General features: G+C 27.6%; 11 protein-coding genes. 4 read left to right on the forward strand and 7 right to left on the reverse strand.

All coding sequences use genetic code 11. The features are described 5' to 3' along the window. Positions 1 to 28: 28 nt before the first annotated feature. Both mutS and dusB read right to left on the reverse strand, forming a co-directional pair. On the reverse strand, positions 29 to 2,647 hold the full coding sequence (gene mutS, locus I6E15_RS02460; protein WP_235243956.1) for a DNA mismatch repair protein MutS: 2,619 nt from the start codon (positions 2,645 to 2,647) through the stop codon (positions 29 to 31). Positions 2,648 to 2,652: 5 nt separating this feature from the next. After that, entirely contained in the window at positions 2,653 to 3,591 is a 939-nt protein-coding gene (gene dusB / locus I6E15_RS02465) for a tRNA dihydrouridine synthase DusB (RefSeq protein WP_235243957.1), read from the reverse strand. A gap of 243 nt (positions 3,592 to 3,834) precedes the next feature. Here dusB and ruvA point away from each other — a divergent pair, with 243 nt between their 5' ends. Then, complete coding sequence (gene ruvA / locus I6E15_RS02470) at positions 3,835 to 4,431, forward strand: Holliday junction branch migration protein RuvA (RefSeq protein WP_235243958.1); 597 nt, start codon at positions 3,835 to 3,837, stop codon at positions 4,429 to 4,431. A gap of 87 nt (positions 4,432 to 4,518) precedes the next feature. Continuing rightward, positions 4,519 to 5,823 carry a PhoH family protein gene (locus I6E15_RS02475; RefSeq protein ID WP_235243959.1) on the forward strand — a complete coding sequence of 435 codons (1,305 nt, stop codon included), beginning with the start codon at positions 4,519 to 4,521 and terminating at the stop codon, positions 5,821 to 5,823. Positions 5,824 to 5,965: 142 nt separating this feature from the next. On the opposite strand, the gene I6E15_RS02480 is transcribed toward I6E15_RS02475, so the two are convergent. The 5 genes from I6E15_RS02480 to I6E15_RS02500 all read right to left on the reverse strand — a co-directional run bounded on the left by I6E15_RS02480 (position 5,966) and on the right by I6E15_RS02500 (position 11,714). Continuing rightward, positions 5,966 to 6,655 carry a hypothetical protein gene (locus I6E15_RS02480; RefSeq protein WP_235243960.1) on the reverse strand — a complete coding sequence of 230 codons (690 nt, stop codon included), beginning with the start codon at positions 6,653 to 6,655 and terminating at the stop codon, positions 5,966 to 5,968. An 85-nt stretch (positions 6,656 to 6,740) separates the two neighbouring features. Then, complete coding sequence (locus tag I6E15_RS02485; RefSeq protein WP_235243968.1) at positions 6,741 to 8,960, reverse strand: AAA family ATPase; 2,220 nt, start codon at positions 8,958 to 8,960, stop codon at positions 6,741 to 6,743. Between the two features lie 25 nt (positions 8,961 to 8,985). Continuing rightward, positions 8,986 to 9,378 carry a hypothetical protein gene (locus I6E15_RS02490; RefSeq protein WP_235243976.1) on the reverse strand — a complete coding sequence of 131 codons (393 nt, stop codon included), beginning with the start codon at positions 9,376 to 9,378 and terminating at the stop codon, positions 8,986 to 8,988. Positions 9,379 to 9,394: 16 nt separating this feature from the next. Next, complete coding sequence (locus I6E15_RS02495) at positions 9,395 to 10,786, reverse strand: hypothetical protein (protein ID WP_235243978.1); 1,392 nt, start codon at positions 10,784 to 10,786, stop codon at positions 9,395 to 9,397. Positions 10,787 to 10,796: 10 nt separating this feature from the next. Continuing rightward, positions 10,797 to 11,714 carry a helix-turn-helix transcriptional regulator gene (locus I6E15_RS02500; RefSeq protein ID WP_235243980.1) on the reverse strand — a complete coding sequence of 306 codons (918 nt, stop codon included), beginning with the start codon at positions 11,712 to 11,714 and terminating at the stop codon, positions 10,797 to 10,799. Between the two features lie 309 nt (positions 11,715 to 12,023). On the opposite strand from I6E15_RS02500, the gene I6E15_RS02505 reads away from it, so the two are divergent. Together I6E15_RS02505 and secG are read left to right on the forward strand one after the other, a co-directional pair. Beyond that, on the forward strand, positions 12,024 to 13,229 hold the full coding sequence (locus tag I6E15_RS02505; RefSeq protein ID WP_235243982.1) for an ATP-binding protein: 1,206 nt from the start codon (positions 12,024 to 12,026) through the stop codon (positions 13,227 to 13,229). A gap of 166 nt (positions 13,230 to 13,395) precedes the next feature. Continuing rightward, on the forward strand, positions 13,396 to 13,626 hold the full coding sequence (secG, locus tag I6E15_RS02510; protein ID WP_235243984.1) for a preprotein translocase subunit SecG: 231 nt from the start codon (positions 13,396 to 13,398) through the stop codon (positions 13,624 to 13,626). Positions 13,627 to 13,652: the final 26 nt, after the last annotated feature.

Here is a 13,652-nt window from a genome sequence, read left to right on the forward strand (position 1 = left end):
CCTCCCATTTTATATGACATCAACAAAATTAATTTAAAATCTTTTTAAGTTCGTTTATTTTAAGTAGTGCCTCCATTGGAGTAAAGTTATTAATATCAATCTCTTTTAATATATCTATTACTTTTCTTTCTTCACTGGTTGCGGTCTCAATATTTTCTCTATTTTCTATTTCTTCTTTTGTGTCATTTACTTCTGTAGATCCTCCAAAAAGCATCATCTGTTCAACACCGAAGTTTCTTTCAATTATATTTTTTCTCTCTTCCAAAATATTTAATATTTTTTTAGAATTTACAAGTATCTCTTTTGGAAGACCAGCAAGTCTTGCAACCTCAATTCCATAAGATTTGTCTGCTCCACCTTGAACAATTTCTCTTAAGAATTTTATTTTATTATCTTTTTCTTGAACTTCTATTCTAAAGTTTGAGGCTCTTTCTAACCTTTCCCCAAGCTCTGTAAGCTCGTGATAATGTGTTGCAAATATTGTTTTAGCTTTTATTTTGTCGTGAATGTACTCTGTTATAGCTGAGGCGATTGATATTCCATCAAAAGTTGATGTTCCTCTACCAATCTCATCTAAAATTATAAATGATCTGTCAGTTGCACTGTTTAAAATATTTGCAACCTCACTCATTTCTAGCATAAAAGTAGACTGACCTGTAAGCAGATCATCACTTGCCCCTATTCTTGTAAATATTTTATCTGTTAAAGATATTTTCGCATAATCAGCTGGTACATAAGAACCCATATGAGCCATTATTATAATTAAGGCTATCTGTTTCATATAAGTTGATTTTCCAGACATATTAGGACCTGTAAGAATAATAAAATCTTTTTTGCTATTTAGCATAACTCTATTTTTTACAAACTCCCCAGCTGGTATAAGTTTTTCAACTATTGGGTGTCTTCCACCTAAAATTTCTATTGTACCATCATCTACAATCTCTGGTTTTATATAACTATTTTTTATAGCTATGTAAGCCAGGTTTGATATAACATCTAAGTAAGATATTTTATCACTTAAGTCTTGTAACATTTGAGTATAATTTTTTATTTCTCCAACTACTTCTTTGAACAGATAATATTCTAAAGTGGCTATTCTATTTTTAGCATTTAGAATTTTATCTTCGTACTCTTTTAACTCTGGTACAATATATCTTTCAGCATTTACTAAAGTTTGTTTTCTAATGTAATAGTCTGGCACAAGCTCAGCATTTGCCTTTGTAACCTCTATAAAATATCCAAAAACTTTATTATATTTTATCTTAAGAGCTTTTATTCCTGTTTTTTCTCTCTCTTCAGTTTCTATTTTTAAAAGATAGTCTTGTCCGTGTTCAGCTATATTTCTAAGTTCATCAAGTTCTAAGTTATATCCATCTTTTATAAAGCCACCCTCTCTTATTGAAAATGGAGGCTCATCAATTATAACTTTTTCTATTAAATTATAAATCTCTATTATTTTATCTACATCTATTTTTAAAATATCAGAATTATTATCAATAAGCACTTTGTAAATTTCTAAAATATTTCTCATTGACTCTTTTAGAGCCACTAAATCTCTACCATTTACAGTTTCAAGTGTTAATTTTCCAATAATTCTTTCAATATCATATATCTCTTTTAATTTTTCCCTTATCTCTTCTCTTACTAAAACCTCTTTGATAAAATACTCTATATCATTTTGTCTTCTATGAATTTCATCTATATCTAATGTAGGATTTTTTACAATTTTTTTTAAAAATCTACTTCCCATTGAACTTTTACAAAAATCTAAAATCCCAAGTAGTGTCCCTGTATCATTTCCCTTATAATTTTCAACTATATCAAGATTTCTTTGGGTAGTTAGATTAAGTTCCATTATATTATCGGTACTTTCATAAGAAATTTTGCTTATTGGTAGCTCATTTCCTTTTTGAAGATCTACAACATATTTTAAAGTTGTAGCACATATTTGAATAATCTCATCTAAATTTTTTATACCAAAGCTATCAAGAGATTTAATATCAAAATATTCTAAAAGATATTTTTCTGGATTTTTTATATTTTGGACTTTTGTTATGTTTAAATTTTCAAAAATTCTACTAGACTCTAATTCATTTTTTATAATTCCATAACTTTTTTCATCAATAACTATCTCTTTTGGGAAAATTTTATTGATCTCTCCCATAAGTTTATAAATAAGATTTCCTCCAGCTATTTTTGAAGTTTTAAACTCTCCAGTAGTTATATCCACGTAAGATATTCCTATACTTTTATCTTTTATAATTATTCCCATAAGATAGTTATTATTTTTTTCATCAAGATACTCTGTATCAATAACTGTTCCCGGAGTGATAACTCTTATAACCTCTCTTTTAACTATTCCTTTTACTTCTTTTGGATCTTCAACTTGCTCACATATTGCAACTTTATAACCTTTACTTACTAATTTTGCAATATATGATGAAGATGAATGGTAAGGAATTCCAGCTAAAGGTACGTCCATTTTCTTATTTCTTTTTGTAAGAGTTAAACCTAATTCTTTTGATGCTATTTTTGCATCTTCGTAAAACATCTCATAAAAATCCCCAAGTCTAAAAAATAAGATGCTATCTTGATATTGATTTTTTATCTCTCCGTATTGTTTCATCAAAGGTGTTTCATCAACCATAATTTTTATCCCTTCATTTGCTCTTTCAATTCTTCTAATATTTTTATTACTTCCAAATAATCTTCCTGTTTATTAATTCTATTTTTTGCCTCTGAAGACCCACGAATACCTTTTAGGTACCAACAAATATGTTTTCTCATCTCAAAAATAAACTTATCACTTTCATTATCTTCACGAGCCATTAAAATATGTCTTATAGCCATATCAATTTTTTCTTCGTCAGTTACTCTGTGTTTTACCTCTCCAAATTCAAAAATCTCTTTTATATCTCTAATAAGCCAAGGATTTCCACACATTCCACGAGCAAGCATAACTCCGTCTACTCCTGAAAGTTTTACTCTCTCAAGAGCATCTTCTGCTGTAAAAATATCCCCATTTCCAATAACAGGAATTGATACAGCATCTTTTACCTCTTTTATTTTTTCCCAATCAGCTTTTCCAGTGTACATTTGTTCTCTAGTTCTTCCGTGAACAGTTATATGAGTGCAACCAACTTCTTCAGCAATTTTTGCAATCTTTACATATTCTTTTACACCTTTAAAACCAACTCTTATTTTTATTGAAATATTTGTTTCAGGCTTTAGTGCCTCTCTCATTTTTGTTAAAATCTCTTTTATTTTTTCAGGACTTTCTAAAAGACCAGCTCCAGAACCATTTTTTGTAACCTTTGGCATTGGACAACCTGCATTAAGGTCAATTTGTTTTACACCTTTTCCCTCAAGATATAAAGCACTGTTTACAATTTTATCTATATCTGAACCAAAAACTTGAACTGCCTCTCCTGCGTTTAGTCTTAATATTTTATTTATTGTTTTATCATTTAAAACTTCTAAGGCGTTAACACTTACCATTTCAGTAAATATCATATCAGGTTCAAACTCTTTTAAGATTCTTCTAAAAGTGTAATCTGTAACCCCAGCCATCGGAGCTGTATATATTTTCATTAATCCTCCATTTTTGCAATAAAATTTATTGATTTTTATTTCACACTTGACAATTATCCACAATACTAAATTTTAGCATATTTTTTTATTTTTTTCAATTAATCTACTAAATTTATGAAATAATTTTTTCACTTTTATAGTTTCCCTGTGGTATAATTTAATAAATTATTTAGCAAGGAGGTATTAAAAACTATTACTAATTGTAATAAAAAATTAAAGTATTAGTTTTTTGAAAAAATAAAAATGTTTGAATATTTAAAAGGAATTGTGACTTATAAAAAATTAGACTATATCGCCTTAGAAGTTGGAGGGGTTGGATATAGAGTATATATTTCTTTACGTACTTATGACAAAATTGAAACTAACAAGGAACTAAAAATATATATTTTTAATTTTATAAAAGAAGATGAATATAAACTTATTGGTTTCTTAGAAGAGAGAGAAAGAAATCTTTTTGAAATGCTTTTATCTGTTAAAGGAATTGGAGTTTCATTAGCTCTTTCTATAATGTCATCTTTTGATATTGATACTATAAAAGGATTAATTTTAAAAGAAGATTATATAACTTTAAAAAATGTTCCAAAACTTGGGGAGAAAAAAGCTCAACAAATTATCCTAGACCTTAAGACAAAAATAAAAAAATTGGATATTACTTCTTCAGAAACTATTTTAAATATCGGTGTAGATTATGGAATTGAAGAAGAACTTGTAATGGCTCTTGAGGGACTTGGATATTCTAAAAAAGATATTGATAAGATTATTGATAAAGAAAAAATTAAAAATTATAAAAATATTCAAGAGGCTATCAAAGATACTCTTAAAAGTCTTCAAGTAAAATAAAGGAAATTTTTCTTTTATTTAGAATAATATAGTAAATAGAAAAGATGTACTTTTTTTATTATCACGTACTAAAAGGAGAGTTCGACTATGAGAAAAATATTTGTTTTAGACACTAACATTTTAATTCACGATCCTAATTCTATTTACAACTTTAGAGGAAACGATGTTTTTCTTCCTATCGAAGTTATTGAAGAGATTGACAAACTAAAAGGAAAACCTGATACAGGTATTCACGCCAGAATGGCTACAAGAGTTATTGAGGAGATAAGACAAAAAGGAAATATTTCTGAGGGAGTGGAACTTCCAGATGAAATATTCTTCAAAGTTATAGTTGATACTGGTAAAGATTGTATTCCTGAGGGACTTAGAAAAGATTCAACAGATAATAGTGTCCTTGGACTTACTTTAAAAATAAAAAATAAATATCCTGATAGAAAAGTTATTTTGGTTACAAAAGATATAAATCTTAGAATTAAAGCTGACGCAATAGGTCTTGAGGTAGAAGATTATTCAACAGACAGAGTTGTTTATGATGAACTTGATAAAGGTTATGCTGAAATTGAAGTTTCAAAAGATATTTTTGATAAATATGATAAATCTGGAAAAATAGATATTTCTGAACTTGGACTTGACTATGCTCCTACTCCAAACTTTTTCTTTATTATAAAATGTGGACAAGAAAAAACATCTGGTAGAGTTATTGGAGATAAAGTTAAAAAATTTATAAATGGAGATATTAATGCTTGGGGAGCTAGAGCAAGAAATGACGAACAAAGATTTGCAATGGAACTTCTTATGGACGATGATGTAAAAGCTGTTACTTTAGTTGGAAAAGCTGGTACTGGTAAAACTTTACTTGCTATCGCAGCTGGACTTGAACAAGTGGTTGAGAGAAAAAAATATTCTAAACTATATATTGCTAGACCTATAATTCCTATGGGAAAAGATTTAGGATATTTGCCAGGTAGTGAAAAAGAAAAATTAAGACCTTGGATGCAACCGATATTTGATAACATTGAACTTTTAAGTGATTTTAAAGGGGATAAAACTGGTGAAAAAGTTATAACAGGACTTGAAACAATGGGACTTTTAAAGGTTGAGGCTTTGACATATATAAGAGGTAGAAGTATTCCTAATGGATTTATTATAATCGACGAGGCTCAAAACTTAACTCCTCTTGAAATTAAAACTATAATCACAAGAGCTGGAGAAAATACAAAGATAGTATTTACAGGAGATCCGTTCCAAATTGATAGCCCTTATCTTGATGCCAATACAAATGGTTTAACTTATTTGGCTGAAAAATTAAAAGATGAAAAAATAATTGGTCATATTACTTTGGTTAAAGGTGAACGTTCTCCACTAGCTGAAATCTCAGCTAAGTTATTATAAAAAAAACTGCACTCAAAATCTTAATTGATTAGGGTGCAGTTTTTTATTTCCGCCAACTTTCTATTTTAGTTTTGGCGATATTTAATATTAGTTGTTTCAAGATTTTATTTAAACTTTACTGCCAATTTTAATTATTATTTTTTTAACCCATTATTCTTTTTATGAGGTTGTGAACATTACTAACAAATTTTTCTTCATCAGATGTTAATTCTCCTGTTTCTTTCGCATTTTCGCTATGCTTTTCAACAATTTTTTCCAAATTTTTTTTATCACTTAAAAACTCTTTGAATACTTTTTTTTCTTCTGTTCCCATTTGAAGTTCTTCATTTAATGAATCTTGAATATTATTAGATGATAAACTTTTAAAAAATGAACCACTCAAATTGTTAAAAAAATCAACAAACGGCTGAACTAACTTTTCTGTAAATTCGTTTTCTTCTGTTAAGATGCCAATGTCTGATTTTTCTACTAAATATGTTCCTAGACCTTTTTCAGCAATATCAAAAGCTGTATTTGCTATACCAAAAAATTGTCTCATCTCTTCACTCTTAACTAATTCTGTTGTATCTTTATTTTCAGTCATTTTTTCAAAAACATTTTCTAACTCATTATTATCATATTTTTTTTCAATTTCTGCTGTTAGTTTTTCTCTTTTTAAGACTTTTTTTATATCTTCTATTTCTTCTTCTGTTAAATCTCTATTTAATTTTCTTTTTAAAACTTTAATTAAAGCTGTCTCTATTTTTGAAAGAGGAATACTTTTCTTCTTTGACTCTTCCATCAATTCTTCGATTACTTCATTTACAAATTCTTTTACCTCATTTTTTTCCATTTAAAACCTCTCCTTTCATAATGTACAATCTACTTTTCATCAATAAAATAATTTTTTACGCTTTCATTTTATTTAATAATACTTTTTATGCATTTCTTACTATACGAAGTCCTATAATATCATTTTTTTCACTTTCTTGAATGGAAAATCTCATCTTTATTTGACAATCTTTTGTATTCCAAGCTCCTCCTCTCAATATTCTTTTGCTATCAAAAGATACTTCTCCGGCAAAATCATAGCACCATTCCCATAAATTACCGCTACAATCATATATCCCTAATTCATTTGGTCTTTTAGTTCCTATAGTATGTGTTTTAAATTTAGAGTTTTCTTTATACCAAGCAACCTCATCTATATTGTCACTTCCTGCATACTTTGTATCAAAACTATTTTCTTGAATGGCTACTTCTCCACCACGAGCAAACCATTCCCATTCTACTTCTGTTGGAAGTCTGTATCCTTCTGTTTGTTTAAAGTTTGCTATTTTAGGAGTAACCTCTTTTCCATCTTTATAAATTATTTTTACTAAATTATTATCCTCTATTTTATAAACAGGTTTTAATCCATATTTTTCACTTAATTTATTACAAAATTCTAACGATTCTATCCAACTGATGTTTTCTACTGGATTTTTCCTTTCCAAATAATCGCTTGGATTATTTTTCATTATATTTTCCCAATTAAATTGTGATATTAAATATTTTCCAACATATAAATCGCTTACTTTCTTCTCTACATTTGTAAAGCTTGGCTTATATTTTCCACCACGAACTAATATCATATCTTTAAATACATCACTTTTTTTCTTTTCACCTTCTTTTAATGAGGCTGATTTTAGTTTAAATATTTCATAAGCTTTTTGTAATTCTGTTATTTTTTTCTCTATTGTGCTTTTCATAGAATCTGTTTTTTTAATTCCAAAAATAATGTCATTAGTATACATTATTTTATCTGCATTATCACTTAAAAATAAATTTTCTACGGAAATTTTAACAGCCTCTTCTATATCAGCTCCACAAAATCCATCTGTGAGACTTGCTAATTTTCCTAAATCAATTAATTCTTCATTATATTTTCCACGTTTTTCAAGATGGATTCTAAATATCTCTTCTCTTTCATCTTTATTTGGAAAATCCACATAAAATATTTCATCAAATCTTCCTTTCCTTAAAAACTCTGGCGGAAATGAAGAAATATCATTAGCTGTTGCTACTACAAAAACTGTATTTTCTTTTTCTTGTAACCAAGTTAAAAATTGTCCAAACAATCTTTTTGTAATATCACTAGCTCCTCCTGATTGGTCTATTCCAGCAAAAGCTTTTTCTATCTCGTCTATCCATAAAATACAAGGACTTATTGATTCTGACATCTTAAGAGCCATTCTTAAATTATGTTCTGACTCTCCAACATATTTTCCAAGAAGTCTTCCTATATCAAGTCTTAAAAGTGGCACATTAAACATTCTTGAGGCTACTTTTGCAGTTAATGATTTTCCACAACCGGGCATTCCTACAAGCATCAATCCCTTTGGAGTATCTACACCAAATTTTTTTGCTTCATCAAGTCTACGGAAAATTTTTGCTTTATTTTCTAGCCACTCTTTTAGATTTTCAAGTCCACCTATATCTGAAATTTTTTCTTTGAAGTCTATAAGCTCTAATATCCCTGATTTTTTTATAATTTGACCTTTCTCTTTTATGATTTTTTGAATATTAGAAGTTGAAATTATATCCATCATATTAAGAATTTGAGTTATATACCATTTTGATAAACCTTTTAAAGAAATAGCTATCTCTCCCAAATCATCTTGATTTACTTTTATTTTTCTTTCATTGGCTACCTCTTTTATGTATTCTTCAATTTCATCTTTATCTAATATTGGTATTTCTACAATACTTATATAGTTTTCTAACTCTTTTGGAACTTGGATATTTTGTGAAACTATTATTATAGTTAAATTATAATCTAAATTATAAACGTCTATTTCAGCTATTTTTTTAATCATTGCTAAAACTTCTGGATTTTCTAATTCATTATCTATATCTTTTAAAACTAAAAATACTTTCTCAAATAATCCTAAGCTATAATTTTTATTTAAAAATTTAAATAGATTTACTTTTTCTTCTTCTAAAACTTTTTTAGTTTTAAAATCTACCTCTCCAATAGAACGATATTCAAAAATTTTTGAAATATTTACTTCTTTAGCTCCTTCTTCTATCATTTTATCAATCTCTTTATAATCATAATGATTGATATATAAAATTGGTCTTTTAGCTTTTACATAAGTTGATATTTGATTATCCATCTTATTTTCCTCCTACTTTTTATTTTTACCAACCAAAAAATCCTGCAATACCACTAGCAACTGATGTGGTACAACCCCAAACTCCACTAGCTACTGCTTTTACTCCACTCCAAGCACAACTTGTCACAGTTTTTACTGCACTTATTCCAACACTTACCACTTTTTTTGCTCCACTTACAACTCCACCAACAATAGCTTTTGCTCCATTATATAATGGTTTTGCTATGGCTGTTCCAACTGTAGCAACTACTGACCCAACAACAACTGCCGCAACTGTTGTTGCTAACGCTCCTGCTCCCATCATTCCAGCTAGAGTTGCTATAGCTGTATTTGTTTTTGCTAACATCATTCCTTTTGATATTATCATTCCAGCTGTAAAAGTTTCTCCCAAAGAGTTCATTCCCTCTTTAAAACTCATCTCTCCACTACCAACTTTAAATAGCCTCTATACTTGTAAAAGCCACAGCTGATATAAAAGTACTTTTAGCAAAAACTCCTTTTAAAACTCCTTTTTTGGCTGCTGTTGTCATAGCCCCGTGTACTGCTGTTGTAACTCCTGTAGTTGCTCCTGTTTTAATAGCTGTTTCCACAACTTCTTCTCCGCTAATTTCTTCGCCAGTAATTATTTTTTTACCTATATTCATTCCAACAGCAATAGCTCCAGAATATATACTATTTCTAACAGCTTTATATCCTACTCTTTTTAAAACTTCATAAGTATTTACATCTTTTTCAAAACTTAAATTAAGAACATCCATATCCCCACTTTGAGCTTTTTTTTGCATCTCCTTCGCTTCTTGTTTGCTTAGAGGTTTACTTTTTGCTCCACCATATTCTATTTTATCTACTCCATTAGGTATATCATTTACTTGGTCACTACTAACTAATTTTTTTTGAAAATAATATCTATACTCTCCTGATTCTCCTTTAAAATAGCTTTCTGTAGCCTCAGCGTCTTTTCCAAATTTTGCTTGATATTTTCTAACTATTTCTTCACTACCATTTGAAATTTTTTTTATTACAATATCAACTGAATTTTTTCCATATACATCTGGTTTTAAATCCTCTGCTCTTAACTTTAATTCTTTTGTAGTAGCGTCTACATTAAAAGTATTGGCATGATATGATTCAGCTATAAAACCATCAAGATTTGGATTTTGATTAATACAACCATCTTGTCTCAATATCGTGTCTTGCATATTTGCATTAGCATTTTCTATTGCTTTGTCTATATTTCCAATATAATTATTTACATCTGTTTGACCTAAAGTTTTTCCTATTGATGTTACTGTATCTAAACTACTATCCTCTGAAATCTCCATTTCACTCAAAGTATAAATTTTATCAATAGCGTCATTTGTTAACTCTTCATCTAACTTTAAAAGAATTTCTTTTTTATTTTCTATTTTTTTAAATTCTTCATCATTTCCTATTTTTGTTGCAAAATATTCACTTGGATTTATTCCTAACTCTCCAGCTCTTTTTACTTCTTTATATATTTTATAACTTTCATTTGTTCCATTTACTACTTCATTTTTTAACTTTATTATCTCTTTTTCATCTAGCTCTGGAAAATCTTCCCTAAACATCAACATAAGCCATTCTTCTATAGACATCTTATCTTTATATTTAGAATAACTTTTTAAATATTTTTTTATTAATGATGATAGTTCTTCTTTTTGTTTTTTTGTAAGAGTCTCTTCTTTTTTTAACTCATAGACCTCAAAATCTTTTCTCTCTTCCTCTGATACATCATCTACAATCTCGGCTACTAAATAATCTCCATTTTCATATTGATTTATGATTTCTCTTCTAATTGTCTTCATCTATCCCCCCTTATAAGACTTCAATATCTTTCCCTTGACTTAATATCCATTTATCAATACCTTTTCCAAAGACTTCTGCTGAAATTAAGTATCCATTCTCTATCTCCTCAATTACTTGTGCTGTTGGCACTTTATCAAGTACAGCCTCTAAAGAATTTCCAAAATACTTAAATTTTATCTTTCTTAATTTTCCACCAGTCATAAATTGAACTCTTTTTCTAAACTCTCCCTCTTCAAATCTATCTTTATATGGGATTGGAAAATGCTCTTCTAAAACTTCAAAACTTCTTATTCTATCTATTCTATAAATTGTAGGAAATACATCATCTTTATTTTCAAAATATTTTTCCTTATCAATTCCATCTATATGAGCAAGAACATAAAAATAATATTCTGAAAACATAATCCCCACTGGTAAAATAGTTCTCTCAACTAGTGCCTTGTCCATTCTTTCATAAGTTATTTTCATTTTAAAATGATTTTGTACAGCCTCTCCAATCTCCCAAAGATTACCTAAAAACTCTTTTTTATGTTGTAACTCTATATAATGAAACTTTTCATTTTCAACTAACTTTGATACTTTCAGGTAACTATCTTTTGGAACACATTGCTTAATAAGTTTATCTATTATTCCAACCATTTCAGATTTTACAAAAGCTCTACTATCTAAAAGTATTTTACACACAGCTAAAATCTCACTATTCGTTAATTTTTGATTATCCTCATTTTTTAAAATATACCCATTTGTTTTATCATCATAAACTATCTCTGAAAGATTATTAGTTGAAATTAAAAAATTTCTTAAATCACTAATATCTCTATGAATACTTCTTTCGCTTACTTCATATTCTTGAGCTAATTTTTTTCTATTTACCTCTTTATTATTTAATAATCTTAAATAAATATCTAACATTCTTTGGTTTTTCATAAGATTCCTCCCTAAATTTTATTTAAGATTATTTTATAATTTTTTATATGACATTTTTTGTCATTTTATACTAAAATATTTTAATTTTAATCTCATCTTAATTATACCTTAAAAATTAATAAAATCAAAATTTTCAAATTATTTTTTTACAAACACAGTTTTCCAAAATTGTGATTTTAATTTTTTTATTAAATATAACTGATAAAATTTCTAAAAAATATATTTTTATCAGTTATAACTTATAAAAGTTATAATTTTATCTTTTTTATCAGTTATAACTGTGATATAATATTTATAGAGGTGATTAATATGATAAAAAGAGACTTGTATCTAAATAAAATTAAACCGTTTATTGATAAAGAGATTATAAAAGTTTTAACTGGAATTAGAAGAAGTGGAAAATCTGTTATGCTAAAACTTTTGATGAATGAAATTTTAAGTCAAGAAGTATCCAAAGAACAGATTATTTATCTTAATTTTGAAGATTTAAAAAATAGATCTCTTTGCTCTTTTGATGTTCTTCACAATTATATTTTAAAAAACTCAGAAAAAAATAAAAAAACTTATCTTTTTTTAGATGAGATACAGGAAGTTACCTCTTGGGAAAAATGTATAAACTCCTTAAGAGTACAAGAAGATTACCAATTTGATATTTATATCACTGGTTCAAATGCAAGACTTTTATCTGGAGAGTTAGCCACATATCTTGCTGGAAGATATGTAGAGTTTATAATTTATCCATTTTCTTTTAAGGAGTTTTTAGAGGCTATCTCTCAAATAAAACCACTTTCAAAAGCTCAAGCTTTTAATGAATATATAAAATTTGGTGGAATGCCATTTTTACACAACTTAAATTTTCAATTAGAGCCAAGTCTTCAATATTTAAAAGATGTCTATTCTTCAATTATTTTAAAAGATATTACCCAAAGAAATAATATAAGAGATATTGATTTATTAGAAAAAATCATCACTTATGTTATAATGAATATTGGAAATACTTTTTCAGCTACTTCAATATCAAAATTTTTTAAAAGTGAAAATAGAAAGACTTCTCCTGAAACAATTTTAAACTATATTAAAGTTTGTGAAGAAGCTTTCCTTATTTATAAAGTTCAAAGAAATGATTTGATTGGAAAAAAAATATTAAGTGTAAACGAAAAATATTATATAGCAGACCACGGAATAAGAGAGGCTATATTTGAAAATAATCAAAGAGATATAAATCAAATTCTTGAAAATATTATCTATATTGAGATGTTAAGAAGAGGGTATGAGGTAAAAATTGGAAAAATAAATGATTTAGAAGTTGATTTTATTTGCACAAAATATGACGAAAAAATTTATATCCAAGTTACCTATCTTTTGGCATCTCCAGAAACTATTGAAAGAGAATTTTCAGTGCTTGAGTTAATAAAAGATAATTTTCCAAAATATGTTGTTTCTATGGATCAATTTGATATGTCAAGAAATGGAATTAAGCATTATAATATAATTGATTTTTTATTGGGGGAATAATTTTTTTATAAAGATTATGCCAATTCTAAAATTTTTCTTTTAATTTTCCCCTTTTTATATTATAATATCTATTAGAAAATAAAAATTTCTTTTTTTAGATAGAGGTTTTATTAAGGAGATTTTAGTTCCTTGTAAATTTCAAGGGCAGAAAATTTAAGGAGGAAAAATGGAAAGCGTATTAACAGTCTTATTATTCATATTTGCTTTAGCCTTAATAGTCCTAGTCCTAATCCAACCAGATAGGAGTCACGGAATGTCTGGTAGTATGGGAATGGGAAGTGCTAATACAGTATTTGGACTTTCTAAAGATGGTGGACCACTTGCAAAAGCAACAAAAATAGTAGCTACACTTTTTATTGTAATAGCTTTATTTTTATACCTATACTCAGCGAAATAAAATAATATAAGACGTGTTGTTTTGGA

Origin of the sequence: Fusobacterium perfoetens, from assembly GCF_021531475.1 — a bacterium.
Taxonomy (GTDB): Bacteria; Fusobacteriota; Fusobacteriia; order Fusobacteriales; family Fusobacteriaceae; genus Fusobacterium_B.

Bases quoted from the DNA above. Each gene is read 5' to 3' on its own strand.
- I6E15_RS02485 (WP_235243968.1), bottom strand. From the start codon at position 8,960: ATGGATAATCAAATATCAACTTATGTAAAAGCTAAAAGACCAATTTTA.
- dusB (WP_235243957.1), bottom strand. From the start codon at position 3,591: ATGAAAATATATACAGCTCCGATGGCTGGGGTTACAGATTACACTTTT.
- I6E15_RS02500 (WP_235243980.1), bottom strand. From the start codon at position 11,714: ATGAAAAACCAAAGAATGTTAGATATTTATTTAAGATTATTAAATAAT.
- I6E15_RS02480 (WP_235243960.1), bottom strand. From the start codon at position 6,655: ATGGAAAAAAATGAGGTAAAAGAATTTGTAAATGAAGTAATCGAAGAA.
- secG (WP_235243984.1), top strand. From the start codon at position 13,396: ATGGAAAGCGTATTAACAGTCTTATTATTCATATTTGCTTTAGCCTTA.
- I6E15_RS02490 (WP_235243976.1), bottom strand. From the start codon at position 9,378: ATGAGTTTTAAAGAGGGAATGAACTCTTTGGGAGAAACTTTTACAGCT.
- I6E15_RS02495 (WP_235243978.1), bottom strand. From the start codon at position 10,786: ATGAAGACAATTAGAAGAGAAATCATAAATCAATATGAAAATGGAGAT.
- I6E15_RS02475 (WP_235243959.1), top strand. From the start codon at position 4,519: ATGAGAAAAATATTTGTTTTAGACACTAACATTTTAATTCACGATCCT.
- I6E15_RS02505 (WP_235243982.1), top strand. From the start codon at position 12,024: ATGATAAAAAGAGACTTGTATCTAAATAAAATTAAACCGTTTATTGAT.
- mutS (WP_235243956.1), bottom strand. From the start codon at position 2,647: ATGGTTGATGAAACACCTTTGATGAAACAATACGGAGAGATAAAAAAT.
- ruvA (WP_235243958.1), top strand. From the start codon at position 3,835: ATGTTTGAATATTTAAAAGGAATTGTGACTTATAAAAAATTAGACTAT.